Consider the following 25,943-nt stretch of genomic DNA (forward strand, 5'->3'; position numbering starts at 1 on the left):
AGGACATGCGAAAGGTCCGGCGTAGAGGGTAAGACCCCCGTAGCTGAAATCTGTACGGCTTGCTTGCTCATCTCCCAAGTAGCACGGGGCCCGAGAAATCCCGTGTGAATCTGGCGGGACCACCCGCTAAGCCTAAATATTCCCTGGTGACCGATAGCGGATAGTACCGTGAGGGAATGGTGAAAAGTACCGCGGGAGCGGAGTGAAATAGTACCTGAAACCGTGTGCCTACAAGCCGTGGGAGCGTCGGATGCAGCTTGCTGTATCTCGTGACTGCGTGCCTTTTGAAGAATGAGCCTGCGAGTTAGCGGTGTGTAGCGAGGTTAACCCGTGTGGGGAAGCCGTAGCGAAAGCGAGTCCGAATAGGGCGATTGAGTTGCACGCTCTAGACCCGAAGCGGAGTGATCTAGCCATGGGCAGGTTGAAGCGGAGGTAAGACTTCGTGGAGGACCGAACCCACCAGGGTTGAAAACCTGGGGGATGACCTGTGGTTAGGGGTGAAAGGCCAATCAAACTCCGTGATAGCTGGTTCTCCCCGAAATGCATTTAGGTGCAGCGTCGTGTGTTTCTTGCCGGAGGTAGAGCACTGGATAGGCGATGGGCCCTACCGGGTTACTGACCTTAGCCAAACTCCGAATGCCGGTAAGTGAGAGCACGGCAGTGAGACTGTGGGGGATAAGCTCCATGGTCGAGAGGGAAACAGCCCAGAGCATCGACTAAGGCCCCTAAGCGTACGCTAAGTGGGAAAGGATGTGGAGTCGCAGAGACAACCAGGAGGTTGGCTTAGAAGCAGCCACCCTTGAAAGAGTGCGTAATAGCTCACTGGTCAAGTGATTCCGCGCCGACAATGTAGCGGGGCTCAAGCGTACCGCCGAAGTCGTGTCATTGCAGCAATAGGGCCAACGCCCGCTGTGATGGGTAGGGGAGCGTCGTGTGCCGGGTGAAGCAGCAGCGGAAGCTAGTTGTGGACGGTTCACGAGTGAGAATGCAGGCATGAGTAGCGATACACACGTGAGAAACGTGTGCGCCGATTGACTAAGGGTTCCTGGGTCAAGCTGATCTGCCCAGGGTAAGTCGGGACCTAAGGCGAGGCCGACAGGCGTAGTCGATGGACAACCGGTTGATATTCCGGTACCCGCTTTGAAACGCCCAATATCGAATCCATTAATGCTAAGCCCGTGAAGCCGTTCCGGACCCTTCGGGGAAAGGAAAGTGGTGGAGCCGGCGATCCAAGGTGGTAGTAGGTAAGCGATGGGGTGACGCAGGAAGGTAGTCCAGCCCGGGCGGTGGTTGTCCCGGGGTAAGGGTGTAGGCCGTGTGGTAGGCAAATCCGTCACACATTAAGGCTGAGACCTGATGCCGAGCCGATTGTGGTGAAGTGGATGATCCTATGCTGTCGAGAAAAGCCTCTAGCGAGTTTCATGGCGGCCCGTACCCTAAACCGACTCAGGTGGTCAGGTAGAGAATACCGAGGCGTTCGGGTGAACTATGGTTAAGGAACTCGGCAAAATGCCCCCGTAACTTCGGGAGAAGGGGGGCCATCACTGGTGATCGGACTTGCTCCGTGAGCTGGGGGTGGCCGCAGAGACCAGCGAGAAGCGACTGTTTACTAAAAACACAGGTCCGTGCGAAGCCGTAAGGCGATGTATACGGACTGACGCCTGCCCGGTGCTGGAACGTTAAGGGGACCGGTTAGTGACCTTTCGGGGTTGCGAAGCTGAGAACTTAAGCGCCAGTAAACGGCGGTGGTAACTATAACCATCCTAAGGTAGCGAAATTCCTTGTCGGGTAAGTTCCGACCTGCACGAATGGCGTAACGACTTCTCGACTGTCTCAACCATAGGCCCGGTGAAATTGCACTACGAGTAAAGATGCTCGTTTCGCGCAGCAGGACGGAAAGACCCCGGGACCTTTACTACAGTTTGATATTGGTGTTCGGTTCGGCTTGTGTAGGATAGGTGGGAGACTTTGAAGCAGCCACGCCAGTGGTTGTGGAGTCGCCGTTGAAATACCACTCTGGTCGTGCTGGATGTCTAACCTCGGTCCGTGATCCGGATCAGGGACAGTGTCTGATGGGTAGTTTAACTGGGGCGGTTGCCTCCCAAAGGGTAACGGAGGCGCCCAAAGGTTCCCTCAGCCTGGTTGGCAATCAGGTGTTGAGTGTAAGTGCACAAGGGAGCTTGACTGTGAGACCGACGGGTCGAGCAGGGACGAAAGTCGGGACTAGTGATCCGGCGGTGGCTTGTGGAAGCGCCGTCGCTCAACGGATAAAAGGTACCCCGGGGATAACAGGCTGATCTTCCCCAAGAGTCCATATCGACGGGATGGTTTGGCACCTCGATGTCGGCTCGTCGCATCCTGGGGCTGGAGTCGGTCCCAAGGGTTGGGCTGTTCGCCCATTAAAGCGGTACGCGAGCTGGGTTTAGAACGTCGTGAGACAGTTCGGTCCCTATCCGCTGTGCGCGTAGGAATATTGAGAAGGGCTGTCCCTAGTACGAGAGGACCGGGACGGACGAACCTCTGGTGTGCCAGTTGTCCTGCCAAGGGCATGGCTGGTTGGCTACGTTCGGAAAGGATAACCGCTGAAAGCATCTAAGCGGGAAGCCTGCTTCAAGATGAGTATTCCCACCTCCTTGAGAGGGTAAGGCTCCCAGTAGACGACTGGGTTGATAGGCCAGATGTGGAAGCCCGGTAACGGGTGGAGCTGACTGGTACTAATAGGCCGAGGGCTTGTCCTCAGTTGCTCGCGTCCACTGTGTTAGTTCTGAAGTAACGAACTCGCCTTGCCGGCTTGAGTTCAACTTCATAGTGTTTCGGTGGTCATAGCGTTAGGGAAACGCCCGGTTACATTCCGAACCCGGAAGCTAAGCCTTTCAGCGCCGATGGTACTGCAGGGGGGACCCTGTGGGAGAGTAGGACGCCGCCGAACAACCTTTGTGGGAAAGCCCCGCACCTTATGGTGCGGGGCTTTTCTGCGTTCAGGGCCCGGTAGCCGATGGCCGGCGGCCCCGGCTGCCTGCCCCATCGGGGACTCCCGTGGGTGCAGCCTGTAGGGTCAGGGGGCATCGATTCGACCATTTCTAGCGTCACAGTGGAGGCCCCCGGGTGGAGGTCCAGGAGACTCGGGTTCAGACCGACCGAATTTTCACCATTCCGAACATCCTGAGCATGGCTCGTCTCGTCGGCGTACCGCTGTTCCTCTGGCTCATCCTGGAGGGCTACGACGGGTGGGCGCTGGCCGTCCTGATGCTCAGCGGGATCAGTGACTACCTCGACGGAAAACTCGCGCGCCGCTGGAATCAGATCAGCAAACTGGGCCGCCTTCTGGACCCTGCCGCGGACCGCCTCTACGTCCTGACCACGCTCTTCGGCCTCACCTGGCGGGAGATTCTCCCGCTGTGGCTCACCGCGGCCCTCCTCGCCCGTGAGGCAATGCTGCTGGTCATGGTGTGGATCCTGCGCCGGCACGGCTATCCGCCCCCGCAGGTCAACTTCCTCGGCAAGGCCGCGACCTTCAACCTCATGTACGCCTTCCCCCTCCTGTTGCTCAGTGACGGGGACGGCTGGTTGGCCTGGATGGCGTCCGTTTTCGGATGGGCGTTCGCGGGATGGGGTACAACGCTCTATTGGTGGGCAGGAATCCTTTACGTGGTGCAAGTCCGCCGCCTGGTCAGGGCTGCCACGGCCGATTGAGCGCGCTCGGCGCCGGTACTGACGCGGAGGAGTTGCGGAGTATCCGTCCCGGACGGGTGAGGTCGGCTGGACCGTCATCTCTCTAGGAGGACTCTTCCGACATGAAGGCCGTCGTGATGGCCGGTGGCGAAGGTACGCGGCTTCGCCCCATGACCTCAAGCATGCCCAAGCCGCTCCTGCCGGTGGTCAACCGGCCGATCATGGAGCACGTGCTCAGGCTGCTCAAGCGCCATGGGCTCAGCGAGACCGTGGTCACGGTGCAGTTCCTGGCCTCACTGGTCAAGAACTACTTCGGTGACGGCGAGGAGCTCGGCATGGAGCTCACCTACGCCAACGAGGAGAAGCCTCTCGGGACCGCCGGCAGCGTGAAGAACGCCGAGGAGGCCCTGAAGGACGACACGTTCCTCGTCATCTCCGGCGACGCGCTGACCGACTTCGACCTCACCGACCTCATCAATTTCCACAAGGAGAAGGGCGCACTGGTCACGGTGTGCCTGACCCGGGTGCCGAACCCGCTGGAATTCGGCATCACCATCGTGGACGAGGAGGGGAAGGTCGAGCGCTTCCTCGAGAAGCCGACCTGGGGACAGGTGTTCTCGGACACCATCAACACCGGCATCTACGTGATGGAGCCGGAGATCTTCGACTACGTCGACCCGGACGTTTCGGTCGACTGGTCCGGTGACGTCTTCCCGCAGCTGATGAAGGAAGGCCGTCCGATCTTCGGTTACGTGGCCGAGGGCTACTGGGAGGACGTGGGCACCCACGAGAGCTACGTCAAGGCGCAGGCCGACGTGCTCGAGGGCAAGGTCCAGGTCGACATGGACGGCTTCGAGATCTCGCCCGGGGTCTGGATCGCCGAAGGGGCCGAGGTCAGCCCCGACGCCGTGCTGCGCGGGCCGCTGTACGTCGGGGACTACGCCAAGGTCGAGGCCGGGGTGGAGCTCCGCGAGCACACCGTCATCGGATCGAACGTCGTCGTCAAGAGCGGGGCCTTCCTCCACAAGGCCGTCGTCCACGACAACGTCTACATCGGCCCCCACAGCAACCTGCGCGGCTGCGTCATCGGCAAGAACACCGACATCATGCGGGCCGCCCGGATCGAGGACGGGGCCGTCATCGGCGACGAGTGCCTCGTGGGTGAAGAATCCATTGTCCAGGGCAACGTGCGCGTCTACCCGTTCAAGACGATCGAGGCCGGCGCCTTCGTCAACACCTCGGTGATCTGGGAGTCCCGCGGCCAGGCGCACCTGTTCGGCGCCCGGGGCGTCTCCGGGATCCTCAACGTGGAGATCACCCCCGAGCTGGTCGTCAAGCTGGCGGGCGCCTACGCGACGATGCTCAAGAAGGGCGCGATCGTCACCACGGCCCGTGACCACTCCCGAGGCGCCCGTGCGCTCAAGCGCGCGGTGATCTCGGCGCTCCAGGCCAGCGCCATCGACGTACGCGACCTGGAGAACGTACCGCTGCCCGTGGCCCGTCAGCAGACGGCCCGTGGCGCCGCGGGCGGGATCATGATCAGAACCTCGCCCGGGGTGCCCGACTCGGTGGACATCATGTTCCTCGACGAGCGCGGAGCCGACCTCTCGCAGGCGCAGCAGCGCAAGCTGGACCGGGTGTACGCACGCCAGGAGTACCGGCGCGCCTTCCCCGGGGAGATCGGCGACCTGCAGTTCCCGTCGAGCGTGTTCGACTCGTACACGGGCTCGCTGCTCCGGCGGGTGGACACCACCGGGATCGCCGATGCCGGGCTCAAGGTGGTCGTGGACGCCTCGAACGGCAGCGCCGGCCTCGTGCTGCCGAGCCTCCTCGGCCGGCTCGGCGTCGACGCGCTGACGATCAACCCCGGTCTCGACGAGTCCCGGCCGACCGAGACCCGGGAGTCGCGGCGGGCCGGGCTGGTGCGGCTCGGGGAGATCGTGGCGTCGGCGCGGGCGGCGTTCGGCGTGCGGTTCGACCCGGTGGGAGAGCGGATCTCCCTGGTGGACGAGCGCGGCCGGATCATCGAGGACGACCGGGCGCTGCTCGTCCTCCTCGACCTGGTCGCCGCCGAGAAGCGCAGCGGCAAGGTGGCCCTGCCGGTGACCACGACGCGGGTCGCCGAGCAGGTGGCGGCGTACCACGGGACCCAGGTGGAGTGGACGACGACCTCGCCCGACGACCTGACTCGGGTGGGCCGCGAGGAGACCACGATCTTCGGCGGGGACGGCCGGGGCGGGTTCATCGTCCCGGAGTTCAGCAGCGTCTTCGACGGGTCGGCGGCCTTCGTGCAGCTGATCGGGCTGGTGGCGCGGACGCAGCTCACCCTGAGCCAGATCGACGCCCGCATCCCGCGCGCCCACGTGCTCAAGCGGGACGTGCCCACCCCGTGGGCGGCGAAGGGCCTCGTCATGCGGCGGGTCGTGGAGGCGGCCGGCGACCGGCAGGTGGACACCACCGACGGGGTGCGCGTGGTCGAGGCAGACGGGCGGTGGGCGCTGGTCCTGCCGGACCCGGCGGAGGCGGTCACCCACCTGTGGGCCGAAGGCCCCGACGACGCCTCCGCGCAGGCGCTGCTCGACGAGTGGGGCGCGGTCGTGGACGGCGCCGGACAGCACTGACCGGTTCCGGCGGCCCGGGTGCGGGGAGTGACCCGGCCCGGCCCGCCGGACGGGCGCATTGGGTGTTGGCGGCGGCGACATGCAACGATGTGCGGCATGTCGCAGCCGCCCAACAACCGGAGTTCGGCCACACCGCCCGCGCGCCCCGACGCGTCCATGTCGCTGCTGACCCACGTGATGGACCACAGCCTCGACGAGGGCTATGCGGAAGCCTCGGCCCGGCGTGAGGCGGACGGTACGGCGGGGCTGCCCCGGACGCTCAAGGCCAAACTGGGGCTCGCCGCGGGTCTGGTTCTCGCGGCGATGGTGGTCACGCTCGGTGCCGCGCAGGCGCGAGTGGCGGCACCGGTCCTGGCCAAGGAGCGTCAGGAGCTGATCGACCGGGTGCAGCGGGCCAACGAGCACGCGGACGCGCTGGAGCGCGACACCGAGCGCCTGCGGACCGAGGTCGCCGACCGGCAGCGCGCCGCGCTGAAGCAGCAGGTCGGGGAGCGTGGCCGGCTGGTGGAACTGCTGGCGGGTGCAACCGAGGTGCACGGTCCCGGCGTAAAACTGGTGGTGGACGATGCCAAGGGCGCCTCGTCGGGCGGCGGTGGCGGCCCGCGCGAGAGCGCCGGGTTCTCGAACACCGGCCGGGTGCGCGACCGGGACATGCAGCGGATCGTCAACGGGCTCTGGCAGTCGGGTGCGGAGGCAGTCTCGATCAACGGGCAGCGGCTGACGGCGCTGTCGGCGATCAGGGCCGCGGGTGACGCGATACTGGTCGACAACAAGCCACTGGTGCCGCCCTACGAGGTCCTCGCGGTGGGCGACAAGAAGCGGCTCGGGCCCGCGTTCCAGGACTCCGTGGACGGTCAGTACCTGCACGTCCTCCAGGAGAGCTACGGGATCCGCTACAACCTGACCCCGATGGACGAGGTACGGCTGCCCGCGGCGTCGAGCCTGACCGTCCGCACAGCCACAGCAGCAGAGCCGAAGAAGGGTGCGTCGTGATCGCGGTACTGGGCCTCTTGGCCGGAGTGGTGGTCGGGCTTCTGGTCCGGCCCGAGGTGCCGGCCGTGGTGGAGCCTTATCTGCCGATCGCGGTGGTCGCCGCGCTCGACGCGGTGTTCGGCGGTCTGCGGGCGATGCTGGACGGGATCTTCGTCGACAAGGTCTTCGTGGTGTCGTTCCTGTCCAACGTGGTCGTCGCCGCGCTGATCGTCTTCCTCGGCGACAAGCTGGGCGTCGGCTCGCAGCTGTCGACCGGCGTGGTCGTGGTCCTCGGCATCCGGATCTTCTCCAACGCCGCGGCCATCCGCCGGCACGTCTTCCGGGCGTGACGCCGATGAGCACGGAGAACACCCCGCCGGAGGAGCCGGAAGTGCCCGGCCCGTCGAAGCCGGAGCCGAAGCCGCTGCCGCCGGCGGCGCAGCCGCAGCCCGCGCCCGCTCCGGCGGCGCGGCCACAGGAGCCGCCGCAGGAGACCGGCCGCCAGCGCCTGGCAGCCGGGCTGTGGCCGCCCAGGTTCAGCCGGGCCCAACTGATCGTCGCGCTGCTGCTGTTCGTCCTGGGCCTCGGCCTCGCGATCCAGGTCCGGTCCAACAGCGACTCCAGCGCCCCGCTGCGCGGCGCCCGGCAGGAGGACCTCGTACGGATCCTCGACGAGCTGGACGGGCGCACCCAGCGCCTGGAGGACGAGAAGCAGCGGCTGGACGATCAGCGCAAGGAACTGCAGAGCAGTTCCAACCAGGCGGAAGAGGCCCGGCGGCAGACGGTTGAGAAGGAGCGCCAACTGGGCATCCTGGCCGGTACGGTGGCCGCACAGGGCCCGGGGATCACGTTGCGGATCACCGACACCAAGGGCCAGGTGAGGTCCGACCAGTTGCTGGACACCCTCCAGGAGCTGCGGGCGGCCGGGGCGGAGGCGATCCAGATCAACGGGGTGCGCGTCGTGGCCGGCTCGTACTTCTCCGACGAGGGCGGCGGGGTCGGGATCGACGGTAAGAAGATCACACAGCCCTATGAGTTCAAGGTCATCGGGAAACCGCAGGATCTGGAGCCCGCGCTGAACATCCCGGGAGGTGTGGTGCAGACGATGGAGAAGGAACAGGCCACGGTCGCCGTCACACGGTCGGCGAAGATCGTTGTGGATGCCTTGCGGGCTGCGAAGCAGCCTGACTACGCTCGGTCGTCATCGCCGTGATGCGCAGCGGAACGTGGACAGGCTCACGCGGGCCGACGCCTGCGGGGGGTCGACGCACGGAAGTCGCCGTGCGTGGTGGAAACTGTCTGGTGGTTACGGACGTTGTCAGAATGTCCGGGTCGGCAGGTGTGTGCATGCAGAGTTCGTCCTGCCCCACGGGCGGGTCTGTTTCGGTCAAGGGGAATCGCCCGTGAAGTTGTTTGAGAAGTTGTTCGGCAAGAAGAAGAACGAGGAAAGCGGTGCGACGCGGCACCGCGCGGGGCAGCCGGAAGGGGAAGGGCAGGGCGACAGGCCGCTCTTCCGCGACGAGGTGGCCGGCCCGGGTGACAATTCGGGCGGGCACGGCGCGTCGTCCGTTGACCCCGCTGGTTCCGGACGCATAGGTTTCGGTGAACCGTCAACCTCTAGTGCGGGTGGAGGGTTTGCCTCTGACCCCTATGCCACCAGTGCCTCCGCGGGGCAGCCGCGGCGCGAGGAGCCGTCCATGTCGGCCGAGCAGACCTGCGGCAGGTGCGGTCACCGCAGCGACGCCGCGAGCCGTTTCTGCTCCAACTGCGGGGCGCCGCTGCGGCCGGGTCTGACGCCGGAGCGCGCTTCGGAGACCACGTCCACCATCTCGATCTCGGGCCTGGAGGCCTACGAGGCCGAGGGGTCGGGCCAGCACGTGTCGTCCTCGCTCTCTCCCGAGGCCCAGGCCGCGGTGGAGGCGCTGCCGCCCGGTTCGGCCCTGCTGATCGTGCGGCGCGGGCCCAACTCGGGCAGCCGGTTCCTGCTGGACGGCGAACTGACGACTGCGGGCCGGCACCCGCAGAGCGACATCTTCCTGGACGACATCACCGTGTCCCGCCTGCATGTCGAATTCCGCCGGAGCCCGGAGGGCGGCTTCACCGTCGCCGACGTGGGCAGCCTCAACGGCACGTACGTGAACCGCGAGCCGATCGAGTCCGTCGCTCTGCACAACGGTGACGAGGTGCAGATCGGCAAGTACCGGCTGGTCTTCTACGCGAGCCTGCGGGGCGTCTGACCCCCTCGGACACCGTCCGGGGGGAACCCCACCCCCGGACACCCTCCGGGGGGACCCCAGGGAAGGTTCCATGCTGCGTACCCCGACGGGCGGTGCCCCCAAGAACGGCACCGCCGGCTCGGCCGGGCAGCTGGTCAGCATCGGCACGGTGCTGACCACGCTGCGGGACGAGTTCCCCGAAGTCACGATCTCGAAGATCCGTTTCCTGGAGGCGGAGGGGCTGGTCGAGCCCCGGCGCACGCCTTCCGGATACCGCAAGTTCAGCACGGAGGACGTGGAGCGGCTCGCGCGCATCCTGCGCCTGCAGCGCGACCACTACCTCCCGCTGAAGGTCATCCGGGAGCAGCTCGACGCGCTCGACCGCGGTGAGCAGATCCGCATCCCCGGGCCCACCGCGCACGGGGAGTCCGTGGACGGCGCCCCGTCCTTGGCCGGGTGCGCGGAGGCGGCGGGCGAGCCGCCCGCCGCGGCCCGGGTGGGCCGCGCCGAGCTGGTCGCGGCCGCCGAGGTGGACGAGGCGCAGCTCGTCGAGTGGGAGTCGTACGGGCTCGTCTCCGAGCTGCCCGGCGGCGGGTTCGACGCCGGGACGCTCACCGTGGCCCGGCTGATCGCGGATCTCGGCCGGTTCGGCCTCGAACCCCGCCACCTGCGCGGGATGAAGGCCGCGGCGGACCGGGAGGCCGGTCTGGTGGAGCAGCTCGTCGCCCCGCTGCGCAGGCACCGCAACCCGCAGACGAGGGCGCACGCGGAAGCCACCATGAGGGAGCTCGCGGGGCTCTCCGTAAGGCTCCACGACGCCTTGGTGCAGACCGCCCTCGGGCTCCGTCCGCACTGACCCGACGGGTCCCGGTGGGGCCCCGACTACCCAAACCTGCCGGGCAGGTCCTAGGGTTGCTGTGTGAACGAGCTCGACGTTGTGGGTGTCCGGGTGGAAATGCCCTCCAACCAACCGATCGTGCTCCTGCGTGAAGTGGGAGGCGACCGGTACCTCCCCATCTGGATCGGTCCTGGGGAGGCGACCGCCATTGCCTTCGCGCAGCAGGGCATGGCCCCTGCCCGGCCGCTGACGCACGACCTGTTCAAGGACGTGCTGGAGGCGGTCGGCGAGGAGCTCACCGAGGTCCGGATCACGGATCTGCGGGAGGGCGTCTTCTACGCGGAGCTGGTCTTCGCCAGCGGGGTCGAGGTGAGCGCGCGGCCGTCGGACGCCATAGCGCTGGCCCTGCGCACGGGAACGCCGATCTACGGCAGTGACGGCGTGCTGGACGACGCCGGGATCGCCATTCCCGACGAGCAGGAGGACGAGGTGGAGAAGTTCCGCGAGTTCCTCGACCAGATCTCTCCCGAGGACTTCGGCACTGGGCCCCAGTAGCCGAGCCGGCGGCCGTGCCGTCCTCCGGGAACTGCCAGCCCATTCGAGTAGCCTTTCCCCGCAGCGGGGTACGGGAAACCACTCTCAGGGTGATTATCACTCGGCGTGCCGAGTGTGGCGATCGTTGACGCACCCCTGGTCACTGCCTACCTTCAAGGTGGCAGGTCAAGGACGGAGGGTCGGCGTGAGGATCACGGGCGGCGGTACGACCGGGGGCACCCCCGCGCGGAGCGACGGTGGGCCGTACCCGGTGCACGGCGGCGCGGCGGGTCCCGCGGACCGTCAGCCGGCGGCCGCGCCGGTCGGACCGGTGAGCGAAGGCCCGGAGCCCGAGCAGGTCGGCTACCGCGGACCGACGGCGTGCGCCGCCGCGGGGATCACGTACCGGCAGCTCGACTACTGGGCGCGCACCGGGCTCGTGGAGCCCAGCGTGCGGCCCGCGTACGGGTCGGGCACCCAGCGGCTGTACAGCTTCCGCGACGTGGTCGTCCTGAAGATCGTCAAGCGCTTCCTGGACACCGGGGTGGCGCTCCAGAACATCCGCACCGCCGTGCAGCACCTGCGGGACCGGGGCTTCTCGGACCTGGAGCGCATGACGTTGATGAGCGACGGCGCGACCGTCTACGAGTGCACCTCGCCCGACCAGGTCGTGAGCCTGCTCCAGGGCGGGCAGGGCGTCTTCGGCATCGCGGTGGGCGTCGTCTGGCGCGACGTCGAGAACGCCCTGTCGCAGCTGCACGGGGAGCGCGTGGACACCGGGGAGACCCTCGTCGGCCACAACCCGGCCGACGAGCTCGCGGCCCGCCGTAACCGGGCCGTCTGAGCCGGGCCGTCCGAGGCGGGCCGGACCGCCGGCCGCGCCCCGCGGTGGGTCGCGGGCCGGTGATCACCGCGTTGTCAGTGGCGTAGGGCAGCATCGGGGGCGTGAGAGCCGCCCCGACCATCCTGCACCTGGACATGGACGCCTTCTACGCCTCCGTGGAGCAGGCGTCGAAGCCCAGCCTGCGCGGGAAGGCCGTGATCGTCGGAGGGCTCGGGCCGCGCGGGGTCGTGGCCACCGCCTCGTACGAGGCCCGGCGCTTCGGGGTGCACTCGGCGATGCCGACCGCGCAGGCCCGCCGCCTCTGTCCGAACGGCGCCTACCTGATCCCGCGCTTCAGCCTCTACCGCGAGGTCAGCGAGCTGGTCATGGGCCTGCTGCGGGATCTGTCGCCGCTGGTGGAGCCGCTCAGCCTGGACGAGGCCTTCGTGGACCTGGAGGCGGGCGGCGCGGCCTTCGACTCGGCGAGCGCCCGCGCGACGGGGGAGCGGCTCCGGGCCGCCATCACCGCCCTCACCGGGCTCAGCGGCTCCGTGGGCCTGGCCGGGTCCAAGATGCTCGCCAAGATCGCCTCCGAGGAGGCCAAGCCCGACGGGCTGCTGCTGATCGAACCGGGGTCCGAGCGCGAGCTCCTCGCGCCCATGCCGGTGCGCACCCTCCCCGGGGTGGGGCCGGCCACCGGGGAGCACCTGCGCCGTGCGGGGATCACCACCGTGGGGGAGCTGGCCGAGGCGGGCGAGGACGAGCTGGTGCGGATGGTGGGCCGGGCGCACGGCGTCGGCCTGTACCGGATGGCCCTGGGTCTGGACGACCGGCCCGTGGTCGCCGAGCGGGACGCGAAGTCCGTCTCGGTGGAGGACACTTTTGACGTGGACCTGCACGACCGGGTGCGGATCCGGTACGAGGTGCAGCGGCTCGCCGACCGCTGCGTGGGCCGGCTGCGCGCCTCGGGGCACTCGGGGCGGACCATCGTCCTGAAGGTGCGCCGGTACGACTTCTCGACGCTGACCCGCTCCGAAACGCTGCGGGGTCCCACCGACGACCCGGCGGTGGTGCGGGAGGCGGCCGCGCGGCTGCTGGAGGGCGTGGACACCACCGGCGGGGTGCGGCTGCTGGGGGTGGGCGTGACGGGGCTCGCGGACTACACGCAGGAGGACCTGTTCGCCCAGGCGCGGGCCGCCGCCGAGGGGGAGGCGGAAGCGGAGGCGCAGGGCCCCGCGGAGGACGCCCCGGGGCCCGCCCCGGAAGGCGGGCCCGCGGAGGGGTCCGCGGCGGCGCTGGAGGGCGCCGGGGACGCTCCCGCACGGCACTGGGCGGCGGGCACCGACGTGCGCCACGCGGTGTACGGGCCGGGGTGGGTGCAGGGCAGCGGGGTCGGGCGGGTGACCGTACGGTTCGAGCGGCCCGGATCGCCCCCTGGCCGGGTCCGCACGTTCCTGCTGGACGACCCCGAGCTGGAGCCCTCCGATCCACTGCCCCTCGTAGGGAAGGCCGAGGCAGCCTAGGGGGTGTCCTGGGGGCGGGGGCGCTGGAAGTCGGAGGGGAGGGCCACGTCCAGGCCGTAGTGGTGGTAGAGCTGGAGCTCCTGCTCGGGGGAGAGGTGGCGGCCGACCCCGAAGTCGGGGGCGTCCTTGATCAGTGAGCGTTCGAAGGGCACGCGCAGGGCGTCGTCCACCACTTCGCTGGGTTCCAGGGGGACGAAGGCGTCGCGGCCGAAGAGGCCCGTCCGGACTGCGGCCCACTCCGGGACGCCGGTGGCGTCGTCGAGATAGACCTCGTCCACGGTGCCGATCTTGGTGCCGTTGCGGTCGAACGCCTTGCGGCCGATCAGGCTGCGGGGATCGATGTCGGTCTGCACGGTCCCTCCGTACGGTCGCGGTGATGCACAGCTCATCCGTAATGACTACAGAAAGGCATATTTGGAGAGGGGGCCACTCGAGGGAGGGTCGAGAACGTCGCTGGTAGGCTGGGTGACGGCTGTTGACCCTGTGCGGGAGAGTCCTCCGAGTGAGTACGACGGAGGCGCCGAAGGAGCAAATCCTCCCCGGAATCTCTCAGGCATACGTACCGCACGAGACGAGGCCACTCTGGAAAGCAGGGGCACGTCCCGGGACCCGCAGTACCGGTACTGGCCCCTCACCGACGGTGAAAGCCGGAGCTCGTGGGCGAACCCCGCGGATCCGGTGAAGCTCTCAGGTTGAGATGACAGAGGGGGAGGCCGTCCGGGTGCCCGCGCCGTGGTGCCCCTCGCAGGTCATACGACCAGGAGGCCTCCGTAATGACCGCCAACCGCATTCCGCTCTCCCAGCTCGAGCGGGGCATCCCCTTCGAGCAGCGTCACATCGGCCCGGACGCCGAGGCGCAGGCGAAGATGCTCGCCCAGGTGGGCTACGGCTCCCTCGACGAGCTGACCGCCGCCGCGGTACCGGATGTGATCAAGACCGCCGAGGCGCTGAACCTGCCCGAGGCGCGTACCGAAGCCGAGGTACTGGCGGAGCTGCGCTCGCTCGCCGACCGCAACCAGGTGCTCTCCTCGATGATCGGTCTCGGCTACTACGGGACCTTCACCCCGCCGGTCATCCTGCGCAACGTCATGGAGAACCCGGCCTGGTACACGGCCTACACCCCGTACCAGCCGGAGATCTCGCAGGGCCGCCTCGAGGCGCTGCTGAACTTCCAGACCCTCGTCGCCGACCTGACCGGCCTGCCCACCTCCGGCGCCTCCCTGCTCGACGAGGGCACGGCCGCCGCCGAGGCCATGTCGCTGGCCCGCCGCGTGGGCAAGGTCAAGGGCGGGGTCTTCCTCGTCGACGCCGACGCGCTGCCGCAGACCATCGCCGTGATCGAGACCCGCGCCGAGCCTACGGGCGTCGAGGTCGTCGTCGCCGACCTGTCCGAGGGCATCCCCGCGGAGATCGCCGAGCGCGGCGTCTTCGGCGTGCTGCTCCAGTACCCGGGCGCCTCCGGTGCCGTCCGCGCGATCAAGCCGGTCATCGACCAGGCGCACGAGCTCGGCGCGATCGTCACCGTCTCCGCCGACCTGCTCGCCCTGACCCTGCTGACCTCCCCGGGCGAGCTGGGCGCGGACATCGCCGTCGGCACCACCCAGCGCTTCGGCGTCCCGATGGGCTTCGGCGGCCCGCACGCCGGCTACATGGCCGTCCAGGCCAAGCACGCCCGCTCGCTGCCCGGCCGCCTCGTCGGCGTCTCCGTGGACGCGGACGGCAACAAGGCGTACCGCCTGGCCCTGCAGACCCGCGAGCAGCACATCCGCCGCGAGAAGGCCACCAGCAACATCTGCACCGCGCAGGTGCTGCTCGCCGTCATGGCCGGCATGTACGCCGTCTACCACGGCCCGGACGGCCTGAAGACGATCGCCGGCCGCACCCACCGCTACGCCGCGATCCTCGCCGCGGGCCTGACGGCCGGCGGGGTCGAGGTCGTCCACGGCTCCTTCTTCGACACCGTCACCGCCAAGGTGCCCGGCAAGGCCGCCGAGGTCGTCGCCGCCGCCCGCGCGAACGGGGTCAACCTGTACCGGGCCGACGCCGACCACGTCTTCGCCTCCTGCGACGAGACCACCACGCGCGCCGACCTGGAAGCGGTCTGGGCCGCCTTCGGCGTCACCGCCGACGTCGAGGCCCTGGACGGGGCCACCGCCGACGCGCTGCCGGAGGGCCTGCTGCGCTCGGACGCGTACCTGACCCACCCCGTCTTCCACCAGCACCGCTCCGAGACCGCGATGCTGCGCTACCTGCGCAAGCTCTCGGACAAGGACTACGCGCTGGACCGCGGCATGATCCCGCTGGGCTCCTGCACCATGAAGCTCAACGCGACCACCGAGATGGAGCCGGTGACCTGGCCCGAGTTCGGCCAGCTGCACCCGTTCGCCCCGGTCGAGCAGGCCGAGGGGTACCTCACGCTCATCAACGAGCTGGAGGAACGTCTCTGTGAGGTGACCGGCTACGACAAGGTCTCCATCCAGCCGAACGCCGGCTCGCAGGGCGAGCTCGCCGGTCTGCTGGCCGTCCGCGCCTACCACCGCGCGAACGGCGACGAGCAGCGCACCATCTGTCTCATCCCGTCCTCCGCGCACGGCACCAACGCCGCGAGCGCCGTGATGGCCGGCATGAAGGTCGTCGTCGTCAAGACCGCCGACGACGGCGAGGTCGACGCCGACGACCTGCGCGCCAAGATCGAGCAGTACCGGGACGAGCTCTCCGTCCTGATGATCACCTACCCGTCGACGCACGGCGTCTTCGAGGAGCACGTCGCCGACATCTGCGCCCAGGTGCACGAGGCCGGCGGCCAGGTGTACGTGGACGGCGCCAACCTGAACGCCCTGGTGGGTCTGGCCAAGCCGGGCCACTTCGGCGGCGACGTCTCGCACCTGAACCTGCACAAGACCTTCTGCATCCCGCACGGCGGCGGCGGCCCGGGCGTCGGCCCGGTCGGTGTCCGGGCGCACCTGGCCCCGTACCTGCCGAACCACCCGCTCCAGCCGACGGCCGGCCCCGAGACGGGCGTCGGCCCGATCTCCGCCGCGCCGTGGGGTTCGGCGGGCATCCTGCCGATCTCCTGGTCGTACGTCCGCCTGATGGGCGGCGAGGGCCTCAAGCGCGCCACCCAGGTGGCGGTGCTCGGCGCCAACTACATCGCCAAGCGCCTGGAGCCGCACTACCCCGTCCTCTACACGGGTCCGGGCAACCTCGTCGCGCACGAGTGCATCATCGACCTGCGCCCGCTGTCGAAGGCCACGGGCGTGAGCGTGGACGACATCGCCAAGCGCCTGATCGACTACGGCTTCCACGCGCCGACCATGTCCTTCCCGGTGGCCGGCACCCTGATGATCGAGCCGACGGAGTCCGAGGACCTCATCGAGATCGACCGCTTCTGCGACGCGATGATCGCCATCCGCGCCGAGATCGAGCGGGTCGCCGGCGGCGACTGGCCGGTGGACGACAACCCGCTCGCCAACGCCCCGCACACCGCGGCGGCGCTGGGCGGCGAGTGGAACCACCCGTACACCCGTGACGAGGCCGTCTTCCCGGGCGGGGTCTCCGCCGCCGAGAAGTACTGGCCGCCGGTGCGCCGGATCGACGGCGCCTTCGGCGACCGCAACCTGGTCTGCTCCTGCCCGCCGCTGGACGAGTACGACAACTGAGCCGCGCCGGCGGGACCGTCGCCGACGGGACGCTGACCCGGTGAGGGAACGGTGAAGGGGCCGGTCCCGGAGCTTCGAGCTCCGGGACCGGCCCCTTTCCGCGTCCCCGCGTCGTCGCCGGGCGGTGTCGGCTACGCCGCCGCGAGCGGGCGGTGCGGGGCGATGATCTGTCCGTCCGGCAGCAGCTCACCGGTGTCCTCGAAGAGCAGGACGCCGTTGCACAGCAGGCTCCAGCCCTGTTCCGGGTGGTTGGCCACCGGGCGCGCGGCCTCCCGGTCGGCGGATTCTGATGACGGGCAGGCGGGCTGGTGCTGGCACATGGATGGGTTCTTTCGCTGCGGTGTGGTCTGTTCGCTACGGCTCGATGCGTGATTCATGGCCGTCCCCCTGGGTCGTCCCCGCACCTGCGGGGAGGATGTCCTCAGTGTTCCCCCAGGACGGCTGCTTCGCAGGTATTTCCCGGCAGCTGTCCTCTTGGAATGAGGACGCATCACCCGTGCGGGCGGTTCAGGCCAACTCCCCTGTCATTTCGGGTGGTTCGCATTGACCCGAGCGGACTAGGCCGAATGGGCCACTCGGGTCAAGCAGCCGGGGCCGCGAGGGTGGGCGGGGCCGGTGGGGCCGCCGGGGTCAGCCGGTGGGTCAGTACGGGCAGCAGCTCGGAGACGGGGTGCGGCCGGAAGGGCGCGATCCCGGGCGGGGCCGGAGCCAGCGGCACCAGCAGGTCGGCGGCGGCGGGGAGGCCGGCGGCGGCGTCGGCGCCGACCGCCCCGTGCAGCCACAGGGTCAGCATGTACAGCTCAGGTACGGACAGCAGCCTGGGCTGGTAGCCCTTGCCGAGCGACTCCGCCTGGCGCAGGGCGCGTTCGGTCGCGGCGACGTAGGGGCCCTCGAAGAAGTGGGAGAAGGCCCAGCCGTCCGGGGTCAGCCGGGTGTCGGCGGCCGCGACGAAGCGGTCGCCGCTGCGGATCAGGAAGCGCCAGCCGGTGAGCCGGGTGCGGGGCGGGCGCCCGGCGGCCGTGTGGCCGGACACGCCCAGGCGGTCGAGCACGTGGACCGGGAGCGGGAGTTCGGCGGTCAGCGGTCCCTGGAACGAGCGCAGGGCCGGGGTGTGTGCCTCGTGGACGGCGGTGGGAGAACCGAGTGCCGCGAGGACGCTGCGCAGGGCGGGCGCGGGAGCCGGGGAAACATGCAGCGGCATGGTGGGTCGCCTCTCACTTGGGAGACCTGTGGTGCGGGGGAAAGTGCGGACGGCGCTGTCGCATTCTGGGGTCAGAGGTGGGCTTTGGGGCAATGGCCGCGCGCCAACTCTCTGCCTCGTTTGCGGAGTTTATACGACATGTGTTCACGCAGTGTTTCGGCTAGCCGTCCCGCCTATTGCCGGCAAGGCGTCTTCCGGTCCCGCTGTCATGGTATTCATGCCGGATGCACGCGGACATGCCGCGCTGACCTCGGAGGTTACCCCAAGGGCGCTCGGCTGGAAACCTCCGTTAATCAGGAATCGGCAAAGGACACGGGGAAATTGCGTCCCGTGGGTTGCCAGGTGAATGTGCCGGAGCGCCCTTCGGGCCATACCGGCGCGCGCTCCCCGCCAAGGCCCCCCGGACGGCGTTATGGATCACGGTGCCTGGGCATCATCGACCGTGACGTGCGCCCGGGTGCTCCGGGCCTGGCCCACTCGAGGAGGGACGCTTCGATGGGGGAGAAGGTCGTGGCAGGCGGATTCGACCTGTCCGATCGGCATCGGTATCGGAGGAAGCTTCACGAGTGCCTGGAGGGGCTGGAGCGGCTTCTGGCGGAGAAGAGGTTCGACCGCCCCAAGAACATGATGGGGCTGGAGATCGAGCTGAATCTCGCGGGTGCCGACGGTTTGCCGCGCATGGTGAATGCGCAGGTACTGGAGCGGATTGCGAGCCCTGATTTCCAGACCGAACTCGGAATGTTCAACCTGGAGGTGAACGTACTCCCGCACAGGCTCGACGGGAGGGTATTCGACCAGCTCTCCGAAGAACTGAGCGCGGGGCTGAACTACGCCCACCGGCAGGCCGCGGAGATCGACGCGGGCGTCGTGATGATCGGGATCCTGCCCACCATCTCCCGCGCGGACCTGGCCCTGGCCAACCTCTCGGCGGTGGACCGCTACTCCCTGCTCAACGAGCAGATCCTGATGATGCGCGGGGAGGACTTCCGGCTCGACATCGACGGGGTCGAGCGGCTGACCTGGAGCACCGGATCGATCGTGCCGGAAGCCGCCTGCACCTCGGTGCAGCTGCACCTCCAGGTCACCCCGGCCCGGTTCTCCGACGTGTGGAACGCGGCTCAGGCGGTGACCGCCGTACAGATAGCGGTGGGGGCCAACTCGCCGTTCCTGTTCGGGCGCGAGCTGTGGCGCGAGTCGCGTCCGCCGCTGTTCACGCAGGCCACCGACACCCGGCCGCCCGAACTCCAGGCGCAGGGGGTGCGGCCGCGGACCTGGTTCGGGGAGCGGTGGGTGGACTCGGTGTACGAGCTCTTCGCCGAGAACGTCCGCTTCTTCCCCTCCCTGCTGCCGATCTGCGACGAGGAGGAGCCGCTGCGGGTGCTCGCCGAGGGCGGGGTGCCGAGCCTGCAGGAGCTGGTGCTGCACAACGGCACGGTCTACCGGTGGAACCGGCCCGTCTACGGGGTCGCCGACGGGGTGCCGCACCTGCGGGTGGAGAACCGGGTACTGCCCGCCGGGCCCACCGTGACCGACGTCGTCGCCAACGCCGCCTTCTACTACGGACTCGTACGCACCCTCGCGGACGAGCCGCGCCCCGTGTGGACGCGGATGTCCTTCGCGGAGGCGGAGGCCAACTTCGACGCGGCCTGCCGGTACGGGATCGACGCGCGGATCCGCTGGCCGCGCAAGGGACGGGCCGGGGGACTGGCGAGCGTGCCCGCGGTGCGGCTGGTGCTGGACGAGCTGCTGCCGATGGCGGCGGCCGGGCTGGACGCCTGGGGCATCGAACCCGCCGACCGGGACTTCTACCTGGGGATCATCGAGGAGCGGTGCCGGCGCCGGGTGAACGGGGCCACCTGGCAGGTGGACACGTACCACCGCGCGGTGGCGGGCGGCCTGGAACGCGAGGCGGCCCTCTCGGCCACCACCCGGCGCTACAGCGAGCTGATGCACAAGGGCGACCCCGTGCACACCTGGCCCGTGGGCCTGGAGGAACAGGAGGTGGACGCCACGCGCGCGGCCCGCCGCTGATCCGCCCGGGCCGATCCACCCCTCCGTCGATCCGCCCCCGCCCGCCCGCCCTCCCCGCCCGTCCGCTCCCGCCGCCGAGGGGGCAGTATGGGGTGATGGTCGGAACGGGACGGGAGTCGGGCGTGCGGGTCGAGCCGGAGCCGGTGGTCGTGGAACTGCGCGAGGACGGGCGCCGGGTCCTGCGCACCGAGACCCTGCTGGTGCTCGCGCTGTCGCTGGGCGCGAGCGGGGTCTCGGCGCTGATCAGCTTCGTCGGCTCGCTCACCAAGCCGGGCGGGCTCAAGGACCAGGCCGCCACGCTCAACGGCTCCTACGCGCCCGGGCGGCCGTGGCTGGACCTGGCCTGGCAGCTGTTCGGGATCGCGACCGCGCTGGTCCCCGTGCTGCTCGTCGCGCACCTGCTGACCCGCGAGGGCGCGCCCGGGCTCCGGGTCCTGGGCTTCGACCGCACCCGCCCCGGCCCGGACCTGGCCCGGGGCGCGCTCGTCGCCGCCGGCATCGGCAGCGCCGGGCTGGCCTTCTACCTGGCGGCCCGGGCCACCGGCTTCAACCTGACGGTGGTGCCGGAGGCCCTGCCCGACGTGTGGTGGAAGTTCCCCGTACTGATCCTCTCCGCGGTGCAGAACTCCGTGGTGGAGGAGGTCATCGTGCTGGCGTACCTGCTGCGCAGGCTCGGCCAGCTGGGCTGGTCGCCCATGGCCGCGCTGCTCGCCAGCTCGCTGCTGCGCGGCTCGTACCACCTCTACCAGGGCGTCGGCGGGTTCATCGGCAACATGGTGATGGGCGTCGTCTTCGTCCTCGCCTACCGGCGCTGGGGCCGGGTCGGCCCCCTGGTCGTCGCGCACGCCCTGCTCGACATCGTGGCCTTCGGCGGGTACGCCCTGCTCGCGGGCGAGGTCGGCTGGCTGCCGACGCCGTAGCGCTCAGGGGGCCGTGAGCAGTTCCCCGTCGATGACGGTGACGGCGCGGCCCGTCAGGAGGGTGCGGTCGGCCGCGAGCCGGACCCGGACCAGGCCCCGGCGCGCCCCGCCCTGGAGGCCGGTCAGCTCGTTGCGGCCCAGGCGTGCGGCCCAGAAGGGGGCGAGGGCGGTGTGGGCGCTGCCCGTCACCGGGTCCTCGTCGATGCCGACGGCGGGGAAGAAGCCGCGCGAGACGAAGTCGTAGCCGCGGGAGGGGTCCTCGGCCGGCGCGGTGACGATGACCCCGCGCCGCGCGTAGGCGCGCAGGGCCGCGTGGTCGGGCGCGAGCTCCCGTACGGTCCGCTCGTCGGCCAGCTCCACCACCAGGTCGCCGATGTGGTCGGCGGTGTCGTGGAACGACCTCGCCTCCGCGCCCAGCGCGCGTTCCACGGCGGGCACCGGATCCAGCGGGGTCAGGGACGAGGTCGGGAAGTCCATCGTGACGGTGCCGTCCGCGGCGGTCTCGGCGGTGAGGATCCCGCAGCGGGCGGCGAAGCGGATCGGGCCCCCGGCCAGTCCGGCCGAGGCGATGACGTGCGCGGTCGCGAGGGTCGCGTGCCCGCACATGTCCACCTCGGCGGCCGGGGTGAACCAGCGCAGCGCCCAGTCGGCGTCGCCCCCGGCGGGCAGCGGGTGGGCGAAGGCCGTCTCGGAGAGGTTCACCTCGGCGGCGACCTGCCGGAGCCAGGAGTCCGGGGGGAAACCGCCGTCGAGGAGCAGGACTCCGGCGGGGTTCCCCTGGAAGGGACGGTCGGTGAAGGCGTCGACGATTCGGATGCGCATGGGCCGACCGTAGGGGGGTTCCCCGAAAACGGACAAAGGCCAATCCGAAGTGACTGGCCTGGTCACTGACTCGTCTCAGTGAAGTTTGACCGTTCTCACTGAAGTTTGACCGGTCGCTGCTCTACGTTCGCGGCTGTTGGGCTGGCGAGGGGCGGGACGAGGGTGGCCACACCTGTACGTGCGTTTGGGGACGCGGCGCTTTCGGCGTTTGAGCTGGACTTTCTGAGGTCTGGAGAGCGTCTTCGGCTGCCGTTGAGCAAAGCGTGGAATGCGCGCTTTGAGGAGGTGGAGCCGGTACGCCCGTTCCGCTGGGCGAAGGGTGGGGAGAGCTTCGCGGGCTGGTACTACGCGGTGACGGTGGCCGATCACGTGGGCTACGAGTCGTGGCTGGAGCGGGACCACCTGATCTTGCTGGACCGGGATCCGGAGGTGGTCGGGATCGCCTCGCAGCCATTCTGGCTGCACTGGCATGACGGGCAGGGACAGCGCCGTCATGCTCCCGACTACTTCGTTCGCCTTGCGGACGGACGGGCCCGGGTGGTCGATGTCCGGGCCACCGACCGCCTGGACGAGCGGACTGAAGAGTCTTTTGCGACGACCCGGGCGGCCTGCAAGGCGGTGGGCTGGGAGTTTCAGCAGGTAGGCACGCCGGACCCGGTGCTCATGGCGAACGTCCGGTGGCTGGCCCGCTACCGGCGCGGCCGCTCGGGGCGGCCGACGGAGGTTGCGGCCCGGTTGCTGGAGGTGTTCGCGGAGCCGTTGCCGTTGTGGGCGGGGGCCGAGATGGTCGGTGACCGGCTTCAGGTCCTTCCGGTGCTGTTCCATCTGCTGTGGTCCGGGCGGTTGGTCACGGATTTGGAGTCCGGGCTGCTGGGAACAGGGAGCCTGGTCCAGGTCGGGAGGCGGGAGTCGTGAGCCGGCTGAAGCGGCCGCCTCGGGTCGTGGTCGGGGACCGGGTCCGGTTCGCGGGACAGACCCGCGGGGTGCTCGCGGTCTCAGCGGTGGCCCTGACACTCACCGATGAGGCGGAGCCGCACCGCGTTGTCCCGCTGCTGGAGCTGTTCGAAGCCGACGATTTTGAGGTCGTGGGCACACCGATGCGGATGCCACTGCCGCCGGCTTCCCTGCTGGAGATCTTCCCTGAAGCGGTCATGGCGAAGGCTCTGTGGTGGGAGGGCCACGTCCTGGAGGTCCTGCACGGCCTGCCGCCGGGGGCCAAGCCAGGCTCGACGCCGCGGTCCGAGTACGCGCCGGATCGGTCACTGACCGCACGCCAGCGGGCCAAGGCGGCCGAGCTGACGGCCGCCGGGCACCCGACCACATCCAGTACGGTCGCCCACCGCCGACGCCGCTACCAGGAGCAAGGAGTGATCGGCCTCGCCGACCACAGGCCAGTCCGCAGGACACCTCAGTTCGGAGAGGCCGACGAGGCGGTGGTCAAGGCGATGCGACAGGCGATCGACGAAGCCGTCGATGCCTCGACGCGCACCGGGACTTTCATCCTCTGGAGAGTCGGCGAGATCCTCAAGCAGACGCCCGAAGGCCGGGAGGCACAGGTGCCGTCCCGCGCGACGCTCTACCGACTGCTGACGAAACTGACCATGGGCACGCACACCACGGGGTCGGCCGTGACTCGCCGTTCCAAGGCCCACGGGGCCAAGACACCGTATGGCGAACTGCCGGTCTTCGCGCCGGGCGAGGTCATGCAGATCGACTCGACCCCGCTGGATGTGCTGGTTCTGCTCGACAACGGAGTCATGGGCAAGGTCGAGCTCACCGCCATGGTCGATGTCGCGACCCGGACACTGACCGCGGCGGTCCTGCGGCCGACAACGAAGTCGGTGGACGCCAGCGTGCTTCTGGCCCGGACCGTCACCCCCGAGTTGATGCGACCGGGCTGGACGGACGTGCTGCGGATGTCCCGGTCGGTGCTGCCGCACCGCAGGCTCCTAGCCCTGGACGAACGGCTTGAGCACGCGGCCGCACGGCCGGTGATCGTCCCGGAGACGATCGTCTGCGATCACGGAAGCGTGTTCATCTCCCGGAACTTCAAGTCCTCCTGCCGCTTCCTGGAGATCGAGTTCCAGCCGACTCACAAGGGCTCGCCGTTCGAGAAGGGCCACATCGAGAAGACGCTGGGCTCGGTGGCGACGCTGTTCGCGCAGTTCCTGCCCGGCTACACAGGCCGCAACAGTGACCAGCGTGGCCGGCACCTTGAGCGCGAACGCCTGTGGTCCCTGCTTGAGCTGCAAGGGCTCCTGGACGAATGGATCGTCGCGAAGTGGCAGAACCGCAAGCACGACGGCCTGCGCGACCCGTCCCACCCAGGCCGGCTGTTCACCCCGAACGAGAAGTACGCGACCTTGGTCGAGGCCTGCGGCTACGTCCCGGTCCCCCTCAGCGGCGCCGACTACGTCGAGCTCCTGCCCGCGGAATGGCGCGTGGTCAACGACTACGGCATCCGGATCAAGAACCGCACCTACGACAGCCCAGGACTGGGGAGGATGCGACGGCAGGACTCCGGCGTCCGGGCCAAACGCGGACTCTGGGAAGTCCACCGTGACCCCTACGACGTCTCCCAGATCTGGGTACGCGACCATCGTTGTGGTGGGGGGTGGGTCCAGGCCACCTGGAAGTACCTCAACCGGGTCCCTGTCCCGTTTGGCGACCTGGCATGGGACCACGTCAGTCACCAGCTGCCCCGCGCCACCGAAGCAGAGATCGCCGACGCGGTTGCAGCCCTGCTGACCCGGGCCCACGCCGGCCCGCAGACCGCTCGGGAGCCCAAGCCGGGCAAACGCGACCAGCGAGTCGTCGCCCGCACGAAAGCCGCAGGCCCCGTCATCCCGCCACCTGCCGCCGGACCTCAGACGGCCCCCGGAGACGAGACCGACGAAGCCGAAGAGACGTTGGCCGACGTGATTCCGCTGGGACTGTTCGACCCGATGGAAGACCCCTGGAAGCGCTCATGACGACGGCGTCCTCCATGCCGCAGGACACACAGCGGCACTTGACCAACCTCGACGGCTGGCGCCGCTTCGTCGAAGGCCCCCCACTCCCACCCCGTCGGCTCACCGACGCCGAATACGACGCCCTCGGCGACCTGGAGAAGGCCGCGTTCGACGAAGCCCGTCTCGATCATCACGCCCATCTGCTCGTGGTTGCCACCTCAACCGTCCGTCACACCGTCGCCAGTGGCCGCCGCCTGGTCCTCCTGAACCGCCACGCGATCAGCGCTCGCCGAGGCCTGATCGTGTCCGGTGCCGCCGGCACGGGCAAGACCATCGCCATCACCCAGCTCGGCCGGTCTCACGAGCTCATGGACCGGGCCCGCCACCCCACTGCAACAGACCGAATCCCGGCGATCTACATCACCGTTCCGCCTGCCGCGACACCCCGCATGATCGCGGCCGAGTTCGCCCGCTTCCTCGGCCTACCGGTCATGGCCAGGCTCAACATGACCGACCTCATGGAGTCCGTCGTCGGCGTCTGCACCGACGCTCGCACCGGCCTGGTCCTGGTCGACGAACTCCACAACATCTCCCTCACCACCCGGCACGGCGCCGAAGTCGCGGACACCCTCAAGTACTTCTCCGAGCGCATCCCCGCCACTTTCATCTACGCCGGCATCGACGTCGAGCACAGCACCTTGCTCTCAGGCACGCGAGGGGCACAGATCGCCGGACGCTTCACACTGATCCCCACGCATCCCTTCCCCTACAACACCGAGTGGCGGGGCCTGGTCGCCACTATGGAGAAGACCCTCATCCTTCGGCGTCACGAGCCAGGCACCCTGGCGACACTGGACCGCTACCTCCACAACCGGACCGGCGGCATGATCGGGGCGCTGTCCCACCAGATTCGCGGCGCCGCGATCGACGCGCTCCTCACCGGAACCGAGAAGATCACCAAGGCAGGACTTGAGGCGGTGGCACTGGACGTCGCCGCGGAATCCCCTGAGTTCCGCAGGTCACGGTCCGCCCGATGAACGCCTCGAAGGTTCACGTCCTGCCGGTTCAAGTCCGTCCTCGGGCGGGGGAGGGATCTCAGTCCTTCATCGCCCGCCTGGCTCGCGTCAACCACCTGACACCGCGCTACCTTCGGATCTACC

Annotated in this window: 20 protein-coding genes, 2 rRNA genes and 1 riboswitch (1 of these 23 cut by a window edge); of the genes, 18 read left to right on the plus strand and 4 right to left on the minus strand. The window is 69.0% G+C overall.

The window, feature by feature from the left end; all coding sequences use genetic code 11:
• The 12 genes from OG553_RS28670 to OG553_RS28725 form a co-directional block, all read left to right on the plus strand.
• Nucleotides 1-2,738 (plus strand): 23S ribosomal RNA (locus OG553_RS28670); it begins 381 nt to the left of the window's first position.
• Nucleotides 2,739-2,812: 74 nt separating this feature from the next.
• Nucleotides 2,813-2,929, plus strand: a 5S ribosomal RNA gene (gene rrf, locus OG553_RS28675).
• Nucleotides 2,930-3,105: 176 nt separating this feature from the next.
• Nucleotides 3,106-3,693: a CDP-alcohol phosphatidyltransferase family protein gene (locus OG553_RS28680; RefSeq protein WP_405981727.1), complete on the plus strand. Its 588-nt coding sequence runs from the start codon at nucleotides 3,106-3,108 to the stop codon at nucleotides 3,691-3,693.
• 101 nt (nucleotides 3,694-3,794) lie between these two features.
• A complete protein-coding gene (locus tag OG553_RS28685; RefSeq protein ID WP_405981728.1) occupies nucleotides 3,795-6,293 on the plus strand; it encodes a sugar phosphate nucleotidyltransferase in 2,499 nt (832 codons plus the stop codon).
• 87 nt (nucleotides 6,294-6,380) lie between these two features.
• Nucleotides 6,381-7,286, plus strand: coding sequence for a DUF881 domain-containing protein (locus OG553_RS28690; RefSeq protein WP_405981729.1), 906 nt, complete (start codon nucleotides 6,381-6,383; stop codon nucleotides 7,284-7,286).
• On the plus strand, nucleotides 7,283-7,615 hold the full coding sequence (locus OG553_RS28695; protein ID WP_007262894.1) for a small basic family protein: 333 nt from the start codon (nucleotides 7,283-7,285) through the stop codon (nucleotides 7,613-7,615). The genes OG553_RS28690 and OG553_RS28695 overlap by 4 nt, the downstream gene beginning before the upstream one ends.
• Nucleotides 7,616-7,620: 5 nt before the next feature.
• Nucleotides 7,621-8,478, plus strand: a complete 858-nt coding sequence (locus OG553_RS28700) for a DUF881 domain-containing protein (protein ID WP_405981730.1) — start codon at nucleotides 7,621-7,623, stop codon at nucleotides 8,476-8,478.
• A gap of 130 nt (nucleotides 8,479-8,608) precedes the next feature.
• Nucleotides 8,609-9,502, plus strand: coding sequence for an FHA domain-containing protein (locus OG553_RS28705; protein ID WP_405981731.1), 894 nt, complete (start codon nucleotides 8,609-8,611; stop codon nucleotides 9,500-9,502).
• A 70-nt stretch (nucleotides 9,503-9,572) separates the two neighbouring features.
• Nucleotides 9,573-10,337: a MerR family transcriptional regulator gene (locus OG553_RS28710; RefSeq protein WP_405981732.1), complete on the plus strand. Its 765-nt coding sequence runs from the start codon at nucleotides 9,573-9,575 to the stop codon at nucleotides 10,335-10,337.
• Nucleotides 10,338-10,400: 63 nt separating this feature from the next.
• A complete protein-coding gene (locus OG553_RS28715; protein ID WP_007262890.1) occupies nucleotides 10,401-10,874 on the plus strand; it encodes a bifunctional nuclease family protein in 474 nt (157 codons plus the stop codon).
• Nucleotides 10,875-11,058: 184 nt separating this feature from the next.
• Nucleotides 11,059-11,697 carry a MerR family transcriptional regulator gene (locus OG553_RS28720; RefSeq protein WP_405981733.1) on the plus strand — a complete coding sequence of 213 codons (639 nt, stop codon included), beginning with the start codon at nucleotides 11,059-11,061 and terminating at the stop codon, nucleotides 11,695-11,697.
• 101 nt (nucleotides 11,698-11,798) lie between these two features.
• Nucleotides 11,799-13,199: a DNA polymerase IV gene (locus OG553_RS28725; protein WP_405981734.1), complete on the plus strand. Its 1,401-nt coding sequence runs from the start codon at nucleotides 11,799-11,801 to the stop codon at nucleotides 13,197-13,199.
• Here the strand turns inward: OG553_RS28725 and OG553_RS28730 are convergent.
• Nucleotides 13,196-13,552, minus strand: coding sequence for a PRC-barrel domain-containing protein (locus OG553_RS28730; RefSeq protein ID WP_405981735.1), 357 nt, complete (start codon nucleotides 13,550-13,552; stop codon nucleotides 13,196-13,198). The two genes, OG553_RS28725 and OG553_RS28730, sit on opposite strands and share 4 nt — an antisense overlap.
• Before the next feature lie 123 nt (nucleotides 13,553-13,675).
• Nucleotides 13,676-13,774: riboswitch (glycine riboswitch) on the plus strand.
• A 198-nt stretch (nucleotides 13,775-13,972) separates the two neighbouring features.
• Between OG553_RS28730 and gcvP the strand changes: the two genes are divergently transcribed.
• The gene (gcvP, locus tag OG553_RS28735) at nucleotides 13,973-16,858 is read left to right on the plus strand and encodes an aminomethyl-transferring glycine dehydrogenase (RefSeq protein ID WP_405981736.1); all 2,886 of its coding nucleotides are present in this window, start codon (nucleotides 13,973-13,975) and stop codon (nucleotides 16,856-16,858) included.
• Between the two features lie 131 nt (nucleotides 16,859-16,989).
• Here gcvP and OG553_RS28740 read toward each other — a convergent pair whose 3' ends face one another.
• Nucleotides 16,990-17,178 (minus strand): DUF5999 family protein, encoded by a 189-nt coding sequence (locus OG553_RS28740; RefSeq protein ID WP_007262885.1) that lies wholly within the window; start codon nucleotides 17,176-17,178, stop codon nucleotides 16,990-16,992.
• Between the two features lie 260 nt (nucleotides 17,179-17,438).
• Entirely contained in the window at nucleotides 17,439-18,059 is a 621-nt protein-coding gene (locus tag OG553_RS28745; protein WP_405981737.1) for a hypothetical protein, read from the minus strand.
• A gap of 495 nt (nucleotides 18,060-18,554) precedes the next feature.
• Here OG553_RS28745 and OG553_RS28750 point away from each other — a divergent pair, with 495 nt between their 5' ends.
• Nucleotides 18,555-20,090, plus strand: coding sequence for a glutamate-cysteine ligase family protein (locus OG553_RS28750; protein ID WP_405981738.1), 1,536 nt, complete (start codon nucleotides 18,555-18,557; stop codon nucleotides 20,088-20,090).
• Nucleotides 20,091-20,185: 95 nt separating this feature from the next.
• Nucleotides 20,186-21,010 carry a CPBP family intramembrane glutamic endopeptidase gene (locus OG553_RS28755; RefSeq protein ID WP_405981739.1) on the plus strand — a complete coding sequence of 275 codons (825 nt, stop codon included), beginning with the start codon at nucleotides 20,186-20,188 and terminating at the stop codon, nucleotides 21,008-21,010.
• Nucleotides 21,011-21,013: 3 nt separating this feature from the next.
• Here the strand turns inward: OG553_RS28755 and OG553_RS28760 are convergent, their stop codons facing one another.
• A complete protein-coding gene (locus OG553_RS28760) occupies nucleotides 21,014-21,832 on the minus strand; it encodes a PhzF family phenazine biosynthesis protein (protein ID WP_405981740.1) in 819 nt (272 codons plus the stop codon).
• 162 nt (nucleotides 21,833-21,994) lie between these two features.
• On the opposite strand from OG553_RS28760, the gene OG553_RS28765 reads away from it, so the two are divergent.
• From OG553_RS28765 to OG553_RS28775, 3 genes are read left to right on the plus strand one after another with little or no spacing between them, the layout of a single operon-like run.
• The gene (locus tag OG553_RS28765) at nucleotides 21,995-22,747 is read left to right on the plus strand and encodes a TnsA-like heteromeric transposase endonuclease subunit (protein WP_405981741.1); all 753 of its coding nucleotides are present in this window, start codon (nucleotides 21,995-21,997) and stop codon (nucleotides 22,745-22,747) included.
• Complete coding sequence (locus OG553_RS28770) at nucleotides 22,744-24,804, plus strand: Mu transposase C-terminal domain-containing protein (protein ID WP_405981742.1); 2,061 nt, start codon at nucleotides 22,744-22,746, stop codon at nucleotides 24,802-24,804. Before OG553_RS28765 ends, OG553_RS28770 begins: the two co-directional genes overlap by 4 nt.
• Nucleotides 24,801-25,820, plus strand: coding sequence for an AAA family ATPase (locus tag OG553_RS28775; protein WP_405981743.1), 1,020 nt, complete (start codon nucleotides 24,801-24,803; stop codon nucleotides 25,818-25,820). Before OG553_RS28770 ends, OG553_RS28775 begins: the two co-directional genes overlap by 4 nt.
• Nucleotides 25,821-25,943 lie beyond the last annotated feature (123 nt).

It is taken from the genome of Streptomyces sp. NBC_00158 (assembly GCF_045160885.1).
GTDB lineage: Bacteria > Actinomycetota > Actinomycetes > Streptomycetales > Streptomycetaceae > Streptomyces.